General features: G+C 45.7%; 17 protein-coding genes and 1 tRNA gene. 11 read left to right on the forward strand and 7 right to left on the reverse strand.

The window, feature by feature from the left end; translation table 11 throughout:
- The first annotated feature begins 3 nt into the window (after positions 1 to 3).
- From BQ5453_RS11035 to BQ5453_RS11045, 3 genes are all read left to right on the forward strand, one after another.
- Complete coding sequence (locus BQ5453_RS11035) at positions 4 to 651, forward strand: DUF4468 domain-containing protein (RefSeq protein ID WP_071123246.1); 648 nt, start codon at positions 4 to 6, stop codon at positions 649 to 651.
- Positions 652 to 971: 320 nt separating this feature from the next.
- A complete protein-coding gene (gene feoB, locus BQ5453_RS11040; RefSeq protein WP_071123247.1) occupies positions 972 to 3,587 on the forward strand; it encodes a ferrous iron transport protein B in 2,616 nt (871 codons plus the stop codon).
- Between the two features lie 238 nt (positions 3,588 to 3,825).
- Positions 3,826 to 4,029, forward strand: a complete 204-nt coding sequence (locus tag BQ5453_RS11045; RefSeq protein WP_143033385.1) for a hypothetical protein — start codon at positions 3,826 to 3,828, stop codon at positions 4,027 to 4,029.
- Here the strand turns inward: BQ5453_RS11045 and BQ5453_RS11050 are convergent.
- Both BQ5453_RS11050 and BQ5453_RS11055 read right to left on the reverse strand, forming a co-directional pair.
- Entirely contained in the window at positions 4,015 to 4,266 is a 252-nt protein-coding gene (locus tag BQ5453_RS11050) for a hypothetical protein (RefSeq protein WP_071123249.1), read from the reverse strand. The genes BQ5453_RS11045 and BQ5453_RS11050 overlap by 15 nt on opposite strands.
- A 51-nt stretch (positions 4,267 to 4,317) precedes the next feature.
- On the reverse strand, positions 4,318 to 4,566 hold the full coding sequence (locus BQ5453_RS11055; protein ID WP_071123250.1) for a hypothetical protein: 249 nt from the start codon (positions 4,564 to 4,566) through the stop codon (positions 4,318 to 4,320).
- 1,235 nt (positions 4,567 to 5,801) lie between these two features.
- Here BQ5453_RS11055 and BQ5453_RS11060 point away from each other — a divergent pair.
- The 5 genes from BQ5453_RS11060 (at position 5,802) to BQ5453_RS11080 (ending at position 9,555) form a co-directional block, all read left to right on the forward strand.
- Entirely contained in the window at positions 5,802 to 6,179 is a 378-nt protein-coding gene (locus BQ5453_RS11060) for an ISAon1 family transposase N-terminal region protein (RefSeq protein WP_143033257.1), read from the forward strand.
- Between the two features lie 34 nt (positions 6,180 to 6,213).
- Positions 6,214 to 7,257 (forward strand): transposase, encoded by a 1,044-nt coding sequence (locus BQ5453_RS11065; RefSeq protein ID WP_074027632.1) that lies wholly within the window; start codon positions 6,214 to 6,216, stop codon positions 7,255 to 7,257.
- Between the two features lie 168 nt (positions 7,258 to 7,425).
- Positions 7,426 to 7,803, forward strand: a complete 378-nt coding sequence (locus BQ5453_RS11070) for an ISAon1 family transposase N-terminal region protein (RefSeq protein WP_143033257.1) — start codon at positions 7,426 to 7,428, stop codon at positions 7,801 to 7,803.
- 34 nt (positions 7,804 to 7,837) lie between these two features.
- Positions 7,838 to 8,881, forward strand: a complete 1,044-nt coding sequence (locus BQ5453_RS11075) for a transposase (protein ID WP_074027632.1) — start codon at positions 7,838 to 7,840, stop codon at positions 8,879 to 8,881.
- A gap of 47 nt (positions 8,882 to 8,928) precedes the next feature.
- Positions 8,929 to 9,555 (forward strand): DUF2971 domain-containing protein, encoded by a 627-nt coding sequence (locus tag BQ5453_RS11080; protein WP_161942419.1) that lies wholly within the window; start codon positions 8,929 to 8,931, stop codon positions 9,553 to 9,555.
- A 240-nt stretch (positions 9,556 to 9,795) separates the two neighbouring features.
- Here the strand turns inward: BQ5453_RS11080 and pfkA are convergent, their stop codons facing one another.
- The 5 genes from pfkA to BQ5453_RS11105 form a co-directional block, all read right to left on the reverse strand.
- Entirely contained in the window at positions 9,796 to 10,773 is a 978-nt protein-coding gene (pfkA, locus tag BQ5453_RS11085) for a 6-phosphofructokinase (protein ID WP_022102483.1), read from the reverse strand.
- A gap of 80 nt (positions 10,774 to 10,853) precedes the next feature.
- Positions 10,854 to 12,236, reverse strand: coding sequence for an SLC13 family permease (locus BQ5453_RS11090; protein ID WP_071123252.1), 1,383 nt, complete (start codon positions 12,234 to 12,236; stop codon positions 10,854 to 10,856).
- Between the two features lie 49 nt (positions 12,237 to 12,285).
- Positions 12,286 to 12,358 (reverse strand) — tRNA-Gly (locus tag BQ5453_RS11095).
- 187 nt (positions 12,359 to 12,545) lie between these two features.
- Complete coding sequence (locus tag BQ5453_RS11100; RefSeq protein WP_071123253.1) at positions 12,546 to 13,484, reverse strand: ribose-phosphate pyrophosphokinase; 939 nt, start codon at positions 13,482 to 13,484, stop codon at positions 12,546 to 12,548.
- Between the two features lie 60 nt (positions 13,485 to 13,544).
- Positions 13,545 to 14,153 carry a thiamine phosphate synthase gene (locus BQ5453_RS11105; protein ID WP_071123254.1) on the reverse strand — a complete coding sequence of 203 codons (609 nt, stop codon included), beginning with the start codon at positions 14,151 to 14,153 and terminating at the stop codon, positions 13,545 to 13,547.
- A gap of 986 nt (positions 14,154 to 15,139) precedes the next feature.
- Here BQ5453_RS11105 and BQ5453_RS11110 point away from each other — a divergent pair.
- Genes BQ5453_RS11110 through BQ5453_RS11120 form a run of 3 tightly spaced genes read left to right on the forward strand, consistent with a single transcriptional unit; the run spans position 15,140 to position 18,409 of the window.
- Positions 15,140 to 15,922 (forward strand): TrmH family RNA methyltransferase, encoded by a 783-nt coding sequence (locus BQ5453_RS11110; protein WP_071123255.1) that lies wholly within the window; start codon positions 15,140 to 15,142, stop codon positions 15,920 to 15,922.
- A 28-nt stretch (positions 15,923 to 15,950) separates the two neighbouring features.
- Complete coding sequence (locus BQ5453_RS11115) at positions 15,951 to 17,192, forward strand: glycosyltransferase (protein ID WP_083361220.1); 1,242 nt, start codon at positions 15,951 to 15,953, stop codon at positions 17,190 to 17,192.
- 17 nt (positions 17,193 to 17,209) lie between these two features.
- On the forward strand, positions 17,210 to 18,409 hold the full coding sequence (locus tag BQ5453_RS11120; RefSeq protein ID WP_071123257.1) for a pyridoxal phosphate-dependent aminotransferase: 1,200 nt from the start codon (positions 17,210 to 17,212) through the stop codon (positions 18,407 to 18,409).
- Positions 18,410 to 18,446 lie beyond the last annotated feature (37 nt).

Consider the following 18,446-nt stretch of genomic DNA (forward strand, 5'->3'; position numbering starts at 1 on the left):
GTTATGAAAAAAGTACTTCTTTATTTTATGCTCATGCTGTTGCCATCGTGTGTTATGGCACAAAATTCGCGTGGCAGAGTAAATCCCTCAATCTACTTAACAGGTGCTGTGCCTGTGGTCAATGGCTATGTGCAGTTTGACAAAACATATTATGTAAAGAACAAGTCGAAGGCTGCATTGATGGATTCCTTGCGCAATTATGTGCAGCGCGAATTGGTTGATGGCGAGGAACAGTTGCCGCAGGCACGTATAACCGAGGTCAGTCCGGATAGCGGCATAATAGCTGCCAGCATAGAGGAATACATGTATTTTAAGCGTACAAATTGGCAAATACACCGTGTGCGTTTTTATTATCAACTCGTTTTCCATGTGACTGATGGGCAATTTGATGTGACAATGCGTCGTTTGCACTACCGTTATGACCCCGAAGTGACAGCTGGTGAATTTAACGATGACCGTCGTGCGGAGAATTGGATAACAGACGAAGCTGCTCTCACCAAGAACGGAACCAAACTCGCCCGTGTTTCAGGCAAATTCCGTTCATTTACTATAGATCGCAAAAATGAAATCTTTAAGGGTGCGGCCCTGGCTACAGGCGCTGTAGTAAAGCGTAAGGTTACTCGTGTGGTAGAGGAGGAGAGTGAAGAATAGCAGTAGGGCTTGCGTGATGGCGTGAGCATGCTAATGAAAACGAAATGCCCCGATGATGCAGATAGAATGATAAGCATGAAACTGAAGATAGTTAGGTCAGTGCTTTTCACATTCTCTGCATCATCGGGGCGTTATGGTATGCTTGAAATTGTTCAATATTTTATGTAGCATCCTTCCTAATGTCTGTAAAACGGGGGGAGGAGGCTGAAGCAAGCGAAATAGCTTGTAAGTAAACGCATGATTACCTATTTGTGGGTATTGCTTTTTTGTGCATAAGGTTGTACTTTTGCATCTTGAATAAAGAATAAAATAAATTATTGATGAAACTTTCTGATTTACATACCGGTGAAAGGGGCGTGATAGTGAAAGTAGCCGGACACGGCGGTTTTCGCAAACGCATTGTTGAAATGGGATTTGTGAAAGGTAAAACGGTAAAGGTTATACTTAATGCTCCTTTGCGCGACCCCATTGAATACGAAATTATGGGTTACAAAATTTCGCTGCGTCGTGAAGAGGCAAAACTCGTTGAGGTTATTAGCGAAACCGAGGCCGTGAATGATGCCCGCCTGCGCCACGGTGAGAATTTGAAAGCGCTCGAATCAGGTTCGGACGAAAGCGAGGAAGTGCGTATGCAATTGTCACGTCGTATGGAAAGCATGGCGGCAGACAAGCGTCGTGTTATCAATGTGGCCTTGGTCGGCAACCCTAATTGTGGCAAGACTTCATTATTCAACATGGCTTCGGGTGGACATGAACACGTAGGAAACTATAGTGGCGTGACGGTTGATGCCAAAGAGGGCTTTATGGATATGACCGTTAAGGTGCGCCGCAATGAAAAGGGCGAAATGGAGATCTTTCATGATAATTTGGGCCAGTGTGCTGATAATTGCGCTTCATGTGGCATAGGTAGCACTTGTAGCCAGAAAGATGCTGAGGGCTTTGAGGACAAAACCTATCATTTCCGCTTGGTAGACTTGCCTGGCACATACTCATTGTCGGCTTATTCGCCCGAAGAGCTTTATGTACGACGCCACTTGATAGACGATACGCCCGATATTGTGATAAACGTAGTGGACAGCTCAAATCTTGAGCGCAACTTGTACCTGACGACACAGCTTATTGACATGCACCAGCGAATGGTGATAGCTCTTAATATGTATGATGAGTTGCAGCATAGTGGCGACAAGCTTGATTACAAGCAACTTGGCAGTCTGTTAGGGGTGCCCATGGTACCGACCATTTCACGTACAGGCAAGGGTGTGCGCGACTTGTTTGAAAAGGTTATTGCTGTGTACGAAAATATGGGCGATACGGCACTTGAGCGCCATATACACGTCAACCATGGTAAGGAGCTTGAGCATAGTATTGATCGTATAAAGTATGTTTTTCAGAAAAATCAGGATCTTCGATCAAAGTATTCTACACGTTATTTGGCTATCAAGTTCCTTGAAGGAGACAGTGAGGCTCAGCACTTGGTAGAGACCTTGCCGCAGCACGACGAATTAGTGGCTGTGCGCTTTGAGGAGACCAAGCGCATCAAGGACACATTGCACGACACGCCCGATAATGCCATAACCGATGCAAAATATGGATTTATACAAGGTGCATTGAAGGAAACATTCCAACCTCATGTTGGGAGGCCTGGTAAAACTGTTACGGAAAAGATTGACGCGGTGGTGACGAATCGCTATTTGGGATTTCCGTTATTCTTTGCAGTATTATTCCTTATTTTCTACATTACTTTTCAAGTTGGTGCTTACCCGATGGACTGGATTGACTGGTTGGTGAGTCAAGTGTCGGCTTTTGTAAAGTATGCCATGCCTGATGGCGTGCTGAAGGACATGATTGTCGATGGTGCAATAAGTGGGGTAGGAGCCGTGATAGTGTTCTTGCCTAATATCATGATACTTTACTTGTTTATCTCGATTCTTGAGGACTCTGGCTATATGGCACGAGCGGCTTTTATCATGGACAAACTCATGCACCGCATGGGGTTGCATGGCAAGTCGTTCATACCAATGGTAATGGGCTTTGGGTGTAATGTGCCAGCTATAATGGCTACGCGTACGATCGAAAACCCGAAAAGCCGACTTATCACAATGCTGATTACGCCATTTATGTCGTGTTCTGCGCGCATACCTATATATGTGGTGCTGGTTGGCGCATTCTTTCCGCTCTACGGCGCATGGGTTATGCTGGGATTGTATGCCTTGGGCATTTTGGCAGCTATATTGATGGCCCGAGTGTTTAGTCGTTTCTTAATGAAGGGTGAGGATTTGCCCTTTGTTATGGAGTTGCCTCCTTACCGTATGCCGACTGCCAAATCTGTACTCATTCATACTTGGGAAAAAGGCCGTCAGTATCTGCAGAAAATGGGCGGTATTATTTTGGTGTTCTCTCTTATTATTTGGGCTTTGAGCTATTTCCCACATTCAACCGAAACGGACAATGTAGTGCCAACGCAGAGTACTGAAATTGTTGAGAACGGTCGTGCTGCAGCATCACCGCAACATGAAGTGACGGTAGCAGAAACACAAACACCACCATCGTATTTGCAAAGAATAGGACAGTTTGTAGCGCCTGTCATGCAGCCTATGCACTTCGATTGGAAAATGAGTGTTGGTATATTGTCTGGTGTCGGTGCTAAAGAACTGGTGGTAAGTACTTTGGCCGTAATGTATGCCGGTGAAGATGTAGATGCCGACAGTGCTTCAACTGATACGCACCTGTCTCAAGTATTGCGGCAGAATATGACGCCAGCTTCAGCTCTTGCATACTTGGTGTTTATACTGTTCTATTTTCCCTGTGTGGCTACAATTACGGCAATTAAAAATGAAAGTGGTGGTTGGAAATGGGCTACATTTACAGCCGTTTACACAACAATGTTTGCCTACGTAGCATCGCTATTGACTTATTTGATAGCGTCGCAGTTCTAAGGGGGTATATTGGCCCTGTTGTTAAACTCCAAATAGCATAATTATCATGCCCGAAGTCCCGCGAAACTGGACTTCGGGCTTTTTTTTCTTAATCGTAATAAACTCGAAATGCCCGTTTTATATATAAAATTATTGCTGGGCTGGTAAAGCGCTAAAACACAACGACAGATATTATACAAGACTTGACAAATTATCAAACAGTGCTTCAAAGCAAATGCATGTAACAGAACACTATCACATGGGGATAAATTACGATGAATGGAAAGGTCATGTGTTTACAGCAGAAAGAGCCTTTGATAATAAACTTTTAATTTATGATGCACAAATCGGTGACTCCTTAAATATTAGTGCTTTAGGTGATGTTAAAACTATAGGAATATTGAAAGTTGATAAAATGATGTTCAATATAAACGTCTTGAACAATATATCAATGAGCATTTAATATTTTTGCTTGATGTATAGCCCATCCTATTTCATCCCAGCCTTCGGCCATAGCTATGTCATTCCCATTTGTGGAAATCTTTAGAAATTTAGGGAGACCTATTTTATGACCAATTAGCCATGATTTTACGATATTAAAATACTTCCACCCATCACGTTCTCCAGCAGGGCGCACAATGTCATATCCCATTTCTTTAGCCTTATCTAAGGCTATCTGATAGTAATCAATCTTGCTCATAATAATTTGTTCTAAGGGAATATTTATGCTGCAACATTTAACGATGAGGAGCTAGGCAAAAGGTTTGGGGTCGTCTATTCTAAAAGTAGGCTTTGGCCAATAATCAAAAGGTTGAGCCTTGTTGTAGAAGTATTCAACTTTACTTTTGCCTTCTTCAAAAGGCATATTATGTCTATTCTTAAATAGGAAATACTGGTATTCGTCAACTTCGTTAAATAATGATTTCATGTCATTATTTCCGAATATTATAGCATAATGCTCAAGATAATGATCTAAGTAGAAATATTCTTCTGTTGTCATGATATTCTGTTTGCTGCAAAGTTATTGAAAAATTGCATTCCTTGCAAATGCGACAGGCGGTGCAAGGAATGCTCTTGTGTCCTGACTTCATCACTTCTTTGTGTCATGGAATAGCGCGTATTGGAAATCAATGAGTTACGTTATTTGATTGGGTGACACGTTGACGAAGTCTGGGAATAAAGCACAAATTTCGCCAAGACTTGTCACGTGGCACCTATGACAAATTTAGTTCACAGCTATCCACTAACGCGGAACTATAATGACAAAAGGACATAAGAAACATAATTTGCGTATGGGAAAACGATAGCATGCACTAAACGCTATCACTAAACGCTATCACAAAACGCTACCTCTAATGGGGGCGACGCATCTCGCGTCGGGCATCAAGGTAAAGGTTTACAGACTTGCGTGTATTTAGAGCTGAGCCTTAGTTTAGTGTATAAGCCTTTTCATTAATGCCCGACGCGGGACGCGTCGCCATTAGAGGTAGCGTTTAGTGGTAGCGTTTGGTGCTTGCGTTTAGTGGTAGCGGGACCTTTACAATACTACAAAAGCTTTACTTGCCGAGTATCTTACATCTTACACTAACAAGCCGTAACTCATTGTCTATCAATACTTTAATCAGTGTAGGATACTACAAATGCAACTTACACGCAACCTACACAACCTACACGCTGCCACACGGCACAAGCACGGGAGAATGATATCACGGCATAGGGGAACAGAAACGTCTGTAGCTCCGACAGATTTTTCTGCTCCCCTGTAGCGTATATCCCACCGCATACGTCCAAACCTACTGCGCGGCAGCGGGGTGAGGTGTGTAAGATGTGTGCAGGGGAGTGTAAGATACTTTGAAATCATCTTACACTCTTGAAACCACTGAATATCAACTTGTTATGTACAAAAAGTGTAAGATGGCAGTAAAAGCACACGCACTCTTTTACATGTAGGCAGACGGGGAGGGGGCAAATATTTATGTACAAATTGTACACTTTTTTTGTGGGGTGCAATGTCTTGGTGTTACCTTTGCAGCACTTTTGTTCTTATGTTCTTATGTCCTCCGCGTTAGCGGCAAATCTCATAACTTACAAACAATGAAACACCACAATCTTGGCGCACCCGACAAACCCTGTGGAGGGCTGTGCAGATGCTAACCCAAAAACTGAGTTGCCAAACGATACATGATTGCCCAAAAGTAGTACCTTTGCACTATGAATCAGAATGGCAATAAAAATATGTATGAGGGCCTCGCCTCATATTTCCTCCCCGAAGGAGTTCTTAAATATTTCGAGGTGACAGACTTTGCAACACAGCGTACTCTGGACAAGGATGTTCTTTACACAACAGAGCTTCACATCTATCTGGATGAGCGCGACAATCGCACACCAGACATGAAGGATTCCGTGAGCAATGGTTTTGGGGAAGAATCATGTTTACTTGACTATCCAGCCCGAGACAAGAAGGCGGTACTTCACATACGAAGAAGGCGTTGGACAATGCCGGATGGCACAACAAGAAGTGTTGACCTTGACAAGGAGTTTGAACTGAAGCATAAGGGCACTCGATACGCGAAGGACTTCGCGCTTTTTTTAAAGAGGGCGAATGGACTCTGAGACGATAACCGCTCGTCAGATTGGTTATACGTACATGATTAACAGCTCCACGTTTGCCAAAAGATACAAGGACGCCCTGAGTAACTTCGAGACGTGGGAGCAGAAGGATCACGCATCCAAGTGGATTCTTATTCCGCAAAACGTAGGTAAGGAGCAAGGCATAGACGAGACCTCCCTCCAGGGCGAACTGTACACTATCGTTCACAACAAGGATGCCCATGGTCGCAAGGGTGCAATCATAGCAGTAGTCAAGGGAACGAATCCTGCTGACGTACTGAAGGTTCTCATGCAACTACCTGCAGATAAGCGTGAAATGGTTGAGAATATCACGATGGATCTCTCAGATTGCATGCGTGTCATAGCCCGAGAGGCATTCCCTAAAGCCACAGTCATACGTGACTGCTTCCATGTCGTAAAACGCGGTGGAGAGGGCTGCGAAGAGATACGCCTGCGCCTGAAACGAAAAGCCGTAAAGGAGGCGAACAGACAGAAGGCAGAGTTTCGCAAATACCTCGAAAATCTGGCAGCGCAGAGAAAGGCTTACCGCGAGCGAATGAGGAAAAGGCATGGGAAGAACTGGAAGAAGAGCAAGCGCGGAAGAAAGCCTATGAGGCTGAACACTCGCTTTGAACCCAAAAGGCTTGAAAATGGCGAGACTCTTGTAGAGGCACAGACACGATGTCGCAAGCAATTGTCCATGAGCCGAGAGAAGTGGAGCGCAACGCAGAAAAAGCGTGCGAAGATACTTTTCGCACTCTACCCAAAACTTGAAGAAGCATACAATCTGATCAACTCCCTTAGAGCCATATTCAGAAACAAGAAACTCACAAAGGAGACTGCCAAACAGAATTTCAAGGGGTGGTATGAGAAAGTGGCTTCCTGCACTCTGCGTGAAATCAAGTCCGTACGCGATACCATCAGATTCTATGAGGATGAAATCCTGAACTACTTTGACGGACGTAAGACTAACGCTTCAGCTGAATCGTTGAACTCAAAGATCAAATGCTTTCGTGCACAAGTAAAAGGAGTCATAGACATACCATTCTTCATGTATCGTTTAGCAACAGTTTTGGGTTAGCATCTGCACGGCCTACTCCACAGGGTTTGTCGGGTGCGCCAANNNGGCGCACCCGACAAACCCTGTGGAGGGCTGTGCAGATGCTAACCCAAAAACTGAGTTGCCAAACGATACATGATTGCCCAAAAGTAGTACCTTTGCACTATGAATCAGAATGGCAATAAAAATATGTATGAGGGCCTCGCCTCATATTTCCTCCCCGAAGGAGTTCTTAAATATTTCGAGGTGACAGACTTTGCAACACAGCGTACTCTGGACAAGGATGTTCTTTACACAACAGAGCTTCACATCTATCTGGATGAGCGCGACAATCGCACACCAGACATGAAGGATTCCGTGAGCAATGGTTTTGGGGAAGAATCATGTTTACTTGACTATCCAGCCCGAGACAAGAAGGCGGTACTTCACATACGAAGAAGGCGTTGGACAATGCCGGATGGCACAACAAGAAGTGTTGACCTTGACAAGGAGTTTGAACTGAAGCATAAGGGCACTCGATACGCGAAGGACTTCGCGCTTTTTTTAAAGAGGGCGAATGGACTCTGAGACGATAACCGCTCGTCAGATTGGTTATACGTACATGATTAACAGCTCCACGTTTGCCAAAAGATACAAGGACGCCCTGAGTAACTTCGAGACGTGGGAGCAGAAGGATCACGCATCCAAGTGGATTCTTATTCCGCAAAACGTAGGTAAGGAGCAAGGCATAGACGAGACCTCCCTCCAGGGCGAACTGTACACTATCGTTCACAACAAGGATGCCCATGGTCGCAAGGGTGCAATCATAGCAGTAGTCAAGGGAACGAATCCTGCTGACGTACTGAAGGTTCTCATGCAACTACCTGCAGATAAGCGTGAAATGGTTGAGAATATCACGATGGATCTCTCAGATTGCATGCGTGTCATAGCCCGAGAGGCATTCCCTAAAGCCACAGTCATACGTGACTGCTTCCATGTCGTAAAACGCGGTGGAGAGGGCTGCGAAGAGATACGCCTGCGCCTGAAACGAAAAGCCGTAAAGGAGGCGAACAGACAGAAGGCAGAGTTTCGCAAATACCTCGAAAATCTGGCAGCGCAGAGAAAGGCTTACCGCGAGCGAATGAGGAAAAGGCATGGGAAGAACTGGAAGAAGAGCAAGCGCGGAAGAAAGCCTATGAGGCTGAACACTCGCTTTGAACCCAAAAGGCTTGAAAATGGCGAGACTCTTGTAGAGGCACAGACACGATGTCGCAAGCAATTGTCCATGAGCCGAGAGAAGTGGAGCGCAACGCAGAAAAAGCGTGCGAAGATACTTTTCGCACTCTACCCAAAACTTGAAGAAGCATACAATCTGATCAACTCCCTTAGAGCCATATTCAGAAACAAGAAACTCACAAAGGAGACTGCCAAACAGAATTTCAAGGGGTGGTATGAGAAAGTGGCTTCCTGCACTCTGCGTGAAATCAAGTCCGTACGCGATACCATCAGATTCTATGAGGATGAAATCCTGAACTACTTTGACGGACGTAAGACTAACGCTTCAGCTGAATCGTTGAACTCAAAGATCAAATGCTTTCGTGCACAAGTAAAAGGAGTCATAGACATACCATTCTTCATGTATCGTTTAGCAACAGTTTTGGGTTAGCATCTGCACGGCCTACTCCACAGGGTTTGTCGGGTGCGCCACGAAAGTTGTTAAATGCCACATTCTCGCAAAAAGGCAAGCGTAGTATTCCCTATCCGTTGAAAGGAAGGGTGTATGGCACTTGCTTCACACAGCAGTATTGTTGTGAAGCACAGTGGCGCTATTATGGAAATGACAGGCACATTGCGCTAGTTTCTATCAATTTGCGTAAGTTGTTAAACCAATTACATGCTGCTAAAACCGATTTTTATATTGGCAAAGTACGCTATTACGACCAGCCCAATATAAATCAAGAAATAAAAAAAGCCATTGCTTCGCATGCAGAATCGTGTCTAAGATGGTTAGATGGGGATCACTCGCCCTATAATTGCAGAGCTTGGCTGTCACCGCTACTCATTAAACGAAATGCTTTTGCTTACGAAAATGAAATACGTATTCTTACGATTGAGGAACACACGCACGAAAGTGTTTCTAAGAACTTATTTGCTGATATAGGCAATTTTATTGATTTGATTTCGAAAGTTGTTGTATCACCTGTGGGTAGCGACGAATGGAAGCTATTTCAGAAAGAGAAACTTAAGAAGAGCAACTTTACAGTTGAGCAGATACACATAAGTTCCTTATATAAGGAAGCTAAGACGCCGTTGAAAATAAAACTTAATCTTACATGCTGAAAAGTCTTTGTCGTGTATGGCAGGTGTGCTATACTATCAACAAAACTGATGCGGCAATGTTTGCAAAAAGGCACAGGTAAGTCGCGTTCGGGATAAATCTTTCAGAATAATAAAAAACAATCACAAAACGATTGTGGCAAGCTTGTGCCACAATCGTTTTGCGATTGCTTTTTTAGAGGGTGCTGACTGAAGGCGTGTGCCTAACAGCGCTCCTATGAATATGGGGTATCTGTTCGGATATTATATACTTAGTTCATCAAGGACTTTGATGAGTTTCTTGTCCATAACCTTGCGTTTGCCCACGGCGTCGATAAAGGGCACGTACACAACTTCGTTGTTGCGCACACCAACCATTACGTTGCGCTGTCCTTGTACTAATGCTTCGATGGCACCCACGCCTACCTGCGACGCCAGTATTCGGTCGCGCGCTGAGGGGCTACCGCCACGTTGCAGGTGGCCGAGTATGGATACGCGCACATCAAAGTTGGGATATTCCTTGTTTACACGCTCTGCATAGTACATGGCGCCACATTTGGGGCTTTCGCTAACTATGACGATGCAGCTTTTCTTACTCTTGCGAATGCCTCGCTCCATAAATTCGATGAGCTGGTCGCTACCGGTGGTGTCCTCGGGTATGATGGCAGCCTCGGCACCTGCTGCTATGGCACTGTTCTGTGCAAGGAAACCAGCATCACGTCCCATGACCTCAACAAAGAATATACGTTCGTGTGAGGTAGCTGTGTCGCGTATCTTGTCAACGCACTGCGTGATGGTGTTGAGTGTGGTGTCATAACCTATGGTGCTGTCGGTGCCATAAAGATCATTGTCGATGGTGCCAGGCAGTCCGATGCAGGGAAAGTCGTACTCTTCGGCCAGCATCATGGCGCCGGTAAGTGAACCGTTACCGCCTATGACAACAAGTGCATCGATTGATTCTTTGCGCAAGGTTTCGTAGGCTTTTTTGCGGCCAGCTGCGGTTTGAAACTCTTTGGAGCGTGCGGTGCGCAGTATGGTGCCACCTGTTTGTATGATGTTGCTGACGTCCTCGGTGGTAAATGGTTTGACCTCGTCGTGTATCAAGCCGTCGTAGCCACGGTAAATACCTTTTATCTTGAAGCCATTGCATATGCCGCTGCGTGTAACGGCGCGGATTGCTGCGTTCATGCCGGGGGCGTCACCACCTGAGGTGAGCACACCCACACATCTGATTTTACCCATGTCTTTTCTTTATTTTGTTTATGTTTTGTGTTTCTATTGAGATAAGTGCTGGTTTTGTGCTTTTGCTTGCGCTATATATTTCAGCCCATAACAAGGCTCTGTGCAAGGAGTACGATGTAACCTACAACTGTACCAGTCAGCACTTTTGGCGCTATGTGGCGCAGATACCAGCCAAAACTGATGCCCTCCATACGCATGAGCAGCATGCCTGCCACGCTGCCAGTGAGCAGCACGGAACCTCCAAGGGCTGTGGTGTAGCTGATAAGTGGCCATAATGTGCCATTGCAAACGGTGAGGTGGCTCCATTCGCCGCTCAGATGGCCGAAAGCTTCGGTAGAGGCCAACAGGGTGGGGATATTACCGAACAAACTTGCCAAGACTGTAGTGATGCCACCAAGTATCCAGATGTTGCCAATGTGGCTCAGGAGCCATGTGGCGATATGTTGGAGTACACCAGTTTCGGCAACAGCTCCAAGCATGAGCGTGAGGCCGACGTAGTACAATAGGTTTTGCAGGTTGGCATATTGCAGTGCGAGAGGCATGCGCTTGGCTACCATTTTGTCGCTACCAAGTAGCTGGCGGTTGCACAGTTCGTTAACTATCCACAGGAGGGCTAATACGCACAGCGCACCCACAAAGGGGGGCAGCAGTGTGATGCGGTGAAAGCTTGGTATGAACCACAGGCCGCCAATGCCGACAAGGAGCATTAAGAGTCTTTGGGGGCGTGTAAGCACAGTGTCGTCGCCCCTGAATGGAAGACGGTCGAGCGATAGCTCTACGCGTGGGGGCAGACTGCGTGCCAATAATGTAAGCATGGTGATAGCTGCTGCTATCATTGGCATGACAAGGGTGAGAAAGTAGGTGGAGGGGGTAACAAGCTGGTCGTTCCACAGGCGCAAGCTTGTTATGTCGCCAATTACGGTTATAGCACCACCGCAATTGGCAGCCAGTACGATGACAGTGCCATATATGCGCCTTTGTTTGTCACTTTGTAGCACGGGGTGCATGATGGTGAGCATGAGCACAACTGTGGCCAGATTGTCAAGATTGGCAGACAAAACGAAAGTGAATATAAACAATAGCCAAAGCAGTTTGCGTGGCTTGCGTGTGCGCATCCACTCTGCAGCAAAGTCGAAACAACCATTGTTGTTCAGTATCTCGACAATGCTTGTTGTGGCAATTAAAAATAGTACGATATTGGCACCTTTAACTACGTAGTTAAAGAAGATGTTTGACGCGATAAAATCCTTTATCGAATGGGCTTGCAAACTGTTGTTGGCAAGGTAGATGGCATAGTCGGCTGCATGTTGGCTGGATACGAAATTGTTGCCTTGTGCTATGTAGAGCAACCAGCAACAGACGCCTGCAAACATGGCAACGGCTGCTTTGCTTATGTGGTTCAGCGGCTCTGTAGCAATAATCAGAAGGCCGGCCAACATGATTGCGAGTAAAACTACAGCCATAATAGCGACGGTGTTACAAACAAAAAAGTATGTGAGATTATTATGCTTGAGCGGCAAACGGGGCTCGAACCCGCGACCCTGAGCTTGGGAAGCTCATGCTCTACCAACTGAGCTACTGCCGCATTTCGTGTGCAAATATAATGGTTTTAGTCGGAATAATCGGAAATATTGTGGAGTTTTTTTGTGTATGCCAAGGTGGCAAGCAGGCAAGTTCGTTATTAAAAGTTTAGTGGGTTAAAAGGAAATCAGGCTTATAGTACTGGTAAAAGTAACTATTAAGTTTTCTAACCCTTTAACCCACTAAATCTATTAGATAAGATATTGTGACGAGATGCTTTCGTTCTCCATTACACGGCGAATGGTTTCGGCAAGCATGCCGCTAACAGATAATTCCTTTACCTTATCGCATGTGCCGCGGTAGGGTATGCTGTCGGTGAATACCATTTCTTTGAGTGCAGATGCTTGAACGCGTTCGTCGGCAGGACCAGACATGATGCAGTGGCTGGCAATGGCACGTACGCTGTTGGCGCCGCGTGACATAATGAGGTCGGCGGCCTTAGTGATGGTGCCGGCGGTGTCGACAATGTCGTCAACCAATACGACGTCCATGCCTTCAACATCGCCAATGATTTGCATGTCTGCTACCTCATTGGCCTTTTTGCGGCTCTTGTTGCAGAGTACCATGGGGCAATCGAGGTATTTGGCGTATGAAGCAGCACGCTTTGAACCGCCCACGTCGGGTGAGGCAATGCAGAGGTTCTTAAGATTTAAGCTCTTGATATAGGGGAGCATGACTGTTGAGGCATAGAGGTGATCGACAGGTACGTCAAAGAAACCTTGCTCTTGGTCGGCGTGGAGGTCCATTGTCATGAGTCGGTCGATGCCGGCTACACTCAAGAGGTCGGCCACCAATTTTGCGCCAATGCTCACGCGGGGTTTGCTCTTGCGGTCTTGGCGAGCCCAGCCAAAGTAGGGAACCACAGCGCAAATGCTGCGGGCTGAGGCACGCTTGGCGGCGTCAATCATGAGGAGCAGCTCCATGAGGTTGTCTGAGTTGGGGAATGTGCTTTGCACAAGGAACACATCGCGTCCGCGGATGCTCTCTTCGTAGCAAACCTCAAATTCTCCATCGGCAAATTTTGTCACCGTGAGGTTTCCCAGCGGACAGCCAAGTTCCTCACAAATCTTTTCAGCCAAATAACGGGAAGCTGTACCCGAAAAGACCATAAAAGAGTTGTTGTTCATCATTTTTGTTGTATGATTTGTTATTAAAGGTGTTTCTTTGGTTTTGAAGCCGTAGCTTTTGTGTTAGTCGGCGGCTTTACGCAATTTGCGGAAGTGTAATATAAGGTCTTTGAAATCTTGTGTAGAATGTATGCTGAAACGATTCCAAATGTCACCGAGTATGACTGCGCCTCCGAATCCGAGGTCCTTGACCTTTTGGATATTGTCGAGCTGTACACCTCCCAGGGCCATGACCTTGCGGTCTATTACGCCGCTTTGTGCCAGTTGTCGCAAGTCGGCGGTTGTGAAATGCGAGGCATATTGCTCCTTGGATATGCTATCGAAAATGGGTGAGAGAAATACGTAGTCACACTTCTTTTTGTGGGCCATAACCTCGTCAGCTGTATGACATGAGCAAGATATGTGTCCTTTGTATTTGGGTGGTAACTCGGGATTGCGGTGGTTGAGATGTATGCCTTTCAGTCCATACTCATTTTTAAGATAAAAATGATCGTGTACAACGATTCTCTTGCGATAGCTCTCGGATATCAGTGTCAGCAGCCGCTCTGAGTAAACTGGTTCGGTGTCTGGCTTGCGCAGATGCAGAATTTCTAATCCTTCATCGAACAGGGCGTTTAGTATCTGATGTTCCTCCACGAAAAAGAATGGAGTTGTCATTAAAATCAGTTTCATGATGTGGCTGTCTATTTTGGTGCAAAGGTACAACATTTAATGTACCCACCAACATTTTGTCTTTATGTTTTTGTAACAATCTCCTTTTTCTTGACTTCGCCAATGCGTCACCCAATCAAATGACGCAACTCATCGTTTTTCAATATGCGCCATGTGATGGCGCAGAAAAGTGATGAAGTCTGGAGATTAGATTATGGTGTTTCATAGTTCGTGAGTTATGAGATTTGCCGCTAACGCGGAGGACATAAGAACAAAAGTGCTGCAAAAGTAACACTAAGGCATTGAACCCATCAACATAGTGTGCAACTTGTACACAAATATTTGCTTTCCTCCCCGACATCCCTCTTGTAAAAGAGAGTGCGTGCTTTTACTGCCATCTTACACTTTTTGTGTGTAACAAGTTGATATACAGTGGTTTCAAGAGTGTAAGATGATTTCAAAGTATCTTACACTCCCCTGCATACATCTTACACACTTAACCTCGCTGTCTCGCAGTCAACATGGACGTATGCAGTAGATAATACGCCACAGGGACATAGAGAAATCTGTCGGAGCAACAGACTTTTCTGTTCCCCTATGTCGTAATATCTTCCTCCCGTGCTTGTGCCGTGTGGGTTGTGTAGGTTGCGTGTAGGTGGCAATGATAGTATCTTACACTAAGTAAAGTATTGATAGTCAGCGAGTTGTAACGTATTAGTGTAAGATGCAAGATACTCTGCAAGTAAAGTTTTTGTAGTATGATAAAGGTAATGTTACCACCAAATGTAAGCACTAATGGGGGTGACGCGTTCCGCGTTATATGGATAAACGAACGGGTGGGCTGACTGGTGCGCGGGCTGGCGTGTGGGTGTGTTTGTAGGTGCACTTTAAGTTCTTCAATGCGTATTTTTAATTAAGATATGTCTGTATTTAGAAATAACTTTGTAGCTTTGCGGTTAAATTAGACTTTTCAAACCGATGGCTATGGCCATATAATATAAACGGTAGTGGTAACAAAACAGATGATCAAGGACATACATTCGCTGAACTTGAAAAAGTACCGCGATGAAAGTGGACTCTTTGTGGCCGAGGGTGCAAAGGTCGTTGAGGACTTGTTGCACTTCATGAGGTGTAAGACGTTGTTCGCTACCGAAGAATATTCAGCATCGCTTTCATATTCTATAAGGTCTAAAGTATCTGATATAGAAGTCGTTGATGCTGCACAGTTAAAGAAATTGTCGAATTTAAGTACTCCGCGCGATGTAGTGGCAGTATTTGAGAAAAAAACGGTTGCCACAGATGTTGACGAACTGGCTGGGCTGCCGGGAAAAATGCTTTGCTTGGCCTTAGATGGTGTGCAAGATCCTGGAAATTTAGGTACGATTATCCGGCTGGCAGATTGGTTCGGGATAGAACATATTTTTGCCTCGCGCGATACGGCTGACTTGTACTCGCCCAAGGTGGTACAGGCTACAATGGGCGCCATCGCGCGTGTGGCGGTTCATTATGTTGATTTGCCTTGTGTGCTGTCGCGGACTGTCGAATCGGGAGCAGCGGTATATGGCACGTTTCTCGATGGGACGGATATGTATGCCGAGTCGTTGGAGCATAACGGCGTAATAGTAATGGGCAACGAGGGTAATGGCATATCGCGAGAAGTGTCGGCTTGTGTTAACCACCGGCTGTATATTCCGCCGTTTCCTGCAGGGCGAGCTACGAGTGAAAGCTTGAATGTGGCGGTCGCTACTGCGGTTGTGTGCTCGGAATTTAGGCGTCGTGAGTTAAAGTAATGCTTTAATTGAATTTAGGTTTAGTTGTATGACAGATATGTACTTGAATGTCGTTGATTTGAGACTGGTGCTGCTGGTTTTGGTGGCATTGGTAGCTTTGTTGTTGCAGTATGTATTGCGTTTGCGACGTTTTACTTTAGTAAATAAATATGCCTCGTGGCAGCAAGAGGCGCAGGCCGTCGAGGCAGCCACGCATGAGGCAAAAGGCGGCGGGGCGGGTCTTGTTTCGATAATAATACCTGTGAATGAACGTTGTGCATCTTGTGCGGGTTCGCTTGTAGAAAGCCTTTTCAAGCAAAAATGTGATGTTGATTACGAGATTATATTGGCGGATGAGGGGCATTCAGAGTGTGTGCGTGACTTGGTAGAACGAGGACAGAAATCATTTGGCAGTTTGCGCTATACTTTTGTACCTGAGACTGCCCGATACATAGAGGTGCGTAAGTTAGCCATAACGCTTGGCGTAAAGGCAGCCCGCGGCGAGTGGGTGTTGATACTTGATGCGCAGACTCTGCCGTTAAACGACGAATGGCTGCACCATTTCGTTCAGAATTTATCAGAGGAATCTGATATGGTGCAGGCTTATTATAATTATGAGGACAATGGCACGTGGGTGGCACGTCGTGCTATATTGGATGAGGTCGATCATTTTGTGCAGAAGGTGGCAGCATGGGACAAAGGTGTGACTTTGGACTGTGGTTGTACTAATTGGGCAATGCGTAAGAGTGCCTTTATGGCGCAGCATGGTTTTGCAGACAGTGTGAGTTTGCCTTTTGGTGAGGAGGCTATTTTGGCCAATTTGCATGTCGGTGCCGATCGTTTGTCAATACTCTGTGCAGCAGATACAAGGACTATTTTGGCTTTGCCGCATAAGACGGCCATTTCGAACATGCGTGTGCAAAGGAATGAGCTAATCCATCATCTCACCAATGGTGCACGTAAGTTCTTCATTCAAAATGGCGTATCGTCTGCCATGCTATATGTGATGGTGGCATCAGTGGCTTGTTATGTAGGACTGCGTCTGTTCGGCGATTTGACGGCGAATTCGTACTCGTTGGGCTACTTATATACTGATGCGTTGTGCATGATTGTGCTTGTGGCTGCATTTGTGCTTCCTCTTGTATTTGTAAGGAAGACGTTGAATACTCTTAGTGAGCGCCGATATGGAGCTTACATCTATTTATATTATTTGCTGCGCCCATTTCATACATTGGCTACATCTTGTGTAAGGTGGGAAAATAAAGGCAGTTTCGTTCGTAAATTCATCTAAAAACAACCTGATATAAAATGCCTAAGATATCGGAAAGAGCTATACAGATGCCAGAGTCTCCGATCAGGAAACTTGCTCCCTTGGCCAATCAAGCTAAGGAGAGAGGCGTTCATGTTTATCATTTGAATATAGGTCAGCCAGACTTACCAACTCCTGAGGCCGGCCTTAACGCGTTGCGACACATCGACCGAAAAGTGTTGGAATATAGCCCCAGTCAGGGCTTTCGCAGCTATCGCGAAAAGCTGACCCATTACTATGAGGGGTATAATATCCATTTGAGTGCTGATGATATTATTATTACGTCGGGTGGCTCGGAGGCTGTACTTTTTGCGTTCATGTCATGCTTGAACCCTGGCGATGAAATAATTGTACCAGAACCCGCTTATGCCAACTATATGGCTTTTGCTATATCGGCTGGAGCGCGTATACGTACCATAGCCACTACTATAGAGGAGGGCTTTTCGTTGCCTAAAGTAGAGAAGTTTGAGGAGCTGATCAATGAACGCACGCGTGCCATATTGATTTGCAACCCTAACAACCCGACAGGTTATTTGTATACACGTCGTGAGATGAACCAAATTCGCGATTTGGTAAAGAAATATGACCTTTATTTATTCTCAGACGAAGTTTACCGTGAATTCATATATACGGGATCACCATACATTTCGGCTTGCCACCTTGAAGGTGTTGAGCAAAATGTGGTGCTGATTGATTCTGTCTCGAAACGTTATAGCGAGTGTGGTATACGTGTTGGTGCACTAATCACGAAGAATGAGGCAGTGCGCAAGGCTGTTATGAAATTCTGCCAGGCGCGCTTGAGTCCTCCCTTGATAGGACAACTCGTGGCAGAGGCTTCGTTAGATGCGGCCCCTGAATATGCACGCGATGTGTATGACGAGTATGTTGAGCGGCGTAAATGCTTGATTGATGGCCTGAATCGCATACCGGGTGTATACTCGCCTATACCAATGGGCGCTTTCTATACTGTGGCAAAATTACCAGTAGATGATGCTGAAAAGTTCTGTGCCTGGTGTTTGACAGATTTCCAATACGAGGGTGAAACTGTCATGATGGCTCCGGCTGCAGGTTTCTACACTACCCCTGGGGCTGGACGCAATCAAGTGCGTATAGCTTATGTGCTCAACAAGGCAGACCTGCAACGGGCGCTTGTTGTGTTGCGCAAGGCTATTGAGGCGTATCCTGGACGTGAAGTGTAATTATGCTGTAAAATGGTTTGGGCGCGGCAATGTGGCT

Origin of the sequence: Prevotellamassilia timonensis (assembly GCF_900106785.1) — a bacterium.
GTDB classification, from domain to species: domain Bacteria; phylum Bacteroidota; class Bacteroidia; order Bacteroidales; family Bacteroidaceae; genus Alloprevotella; species Alloprevotella timonensis.

Bases quoted from the DNA above. Each gene is read 5' to 3' on its own strand.
- BQ5453_RS11035 (WP_071123246.1), top strand. From the start codon at position 4: ATGAAAAAAGTACTTCTTTATTTTATGCTCATGCTGTTGCCATCGTGT.
- feoB (WP_071123247.1), top strand. From the start codon at position 972: ATGAAACTTTCTGATTTACATACCGGTGAAAGGGGCGTGATAGTGAAA.
- BQ5453_RS11045 (WP_143033385.1), top strand. From the start codon at position 3,826: ATGGGGATAAATTACGATGAATGGAAAGGTCATGTGTTTACAGCAGAA.
- BQ5453_RS11050 (WP_071123249.1), bottom strand. From the start codon at position 4,266: ATGAGCAAGATTGATTACTATCAGATAGCCTTAGATAAGGCTAAAGAA.
- BQ5453_RS11055 (WP_071123250.1), bottom strand. From the start codon at position 4,566: ATGACAACAGAAGAATATTTCTACTTAGATCATTATCTTGAGCATTAT.
- BQ5453_RS11060 (WP_143033257.1), top strand. From the start codon at position 5,802: ATGTATGAGGGCCTCGCCTCATATTTCCTCCCCGAAGGAGTTCTTAAA.
- BQ5453_RS11065 (WP_074027632.1), top strand. From the start codon at position 6,214: ATGATTAACAGCTCCACGTTTGCCAAAAGATACAAGGACGCCCTGAGT.
- BQ5453_RS11070 (WP_143033257.1), top strand. From the start codon at position 7,426: ATGTATGAGGGCCTCGCCTCATATTTCCTCCCCGAAGGAGTTCTTAAA.
- BQ5453_RS11075 (WP_074027632.1), top strand. From the start codon at position 7,838: ATGATTAACAGCTCCACGTTTGCCAAAAGATACAAGGACGCCCTGAGT.
- pfkA (WP_022102483.1), bottom strand. From the start codon at position 10,773: ATGGGTAAAATCAGATGTGTGGGTGTGCTCACCTCAGGTGGTGACGCC.
- BQ5453_RS11090 (WP_071123252.1), bottom strand. From the start codon at position 12,236: ATGGCTGTAGTTTTACTCGCAATCATGTTGGCCGGCCTTCTGATTATT.
- BQ5453_RS11100 (WP_071123253.1), bottom strand. From the start codon at position 13,484: ATGATGAACAACAACTCTTTTATGGTCTTTTCGGGTACAGCTTCCCGT.
- BQ5453_RS11105 (WP_071123254.1), bottom strand. From the start codon at position 14,153: ATGAAACTGATTTTAATGACAACTCCATTCTTTTTCGTGGAGGAACAT.
- BQ5453_RS11115 (WP_083361220.1), top strand. From the start codon at position 15,951: ATGACAGATATGTACTTGAATGTCGTTGATTTGAGACTGGTGCTGCTG.
- BQ5453_RS11120 (WP_071123257.1), top strand. From the start codon at position 17,210: ATGCCTAAGATATCGGAAAGAGCTATACAGATGCCAGAGTCTCCGATC.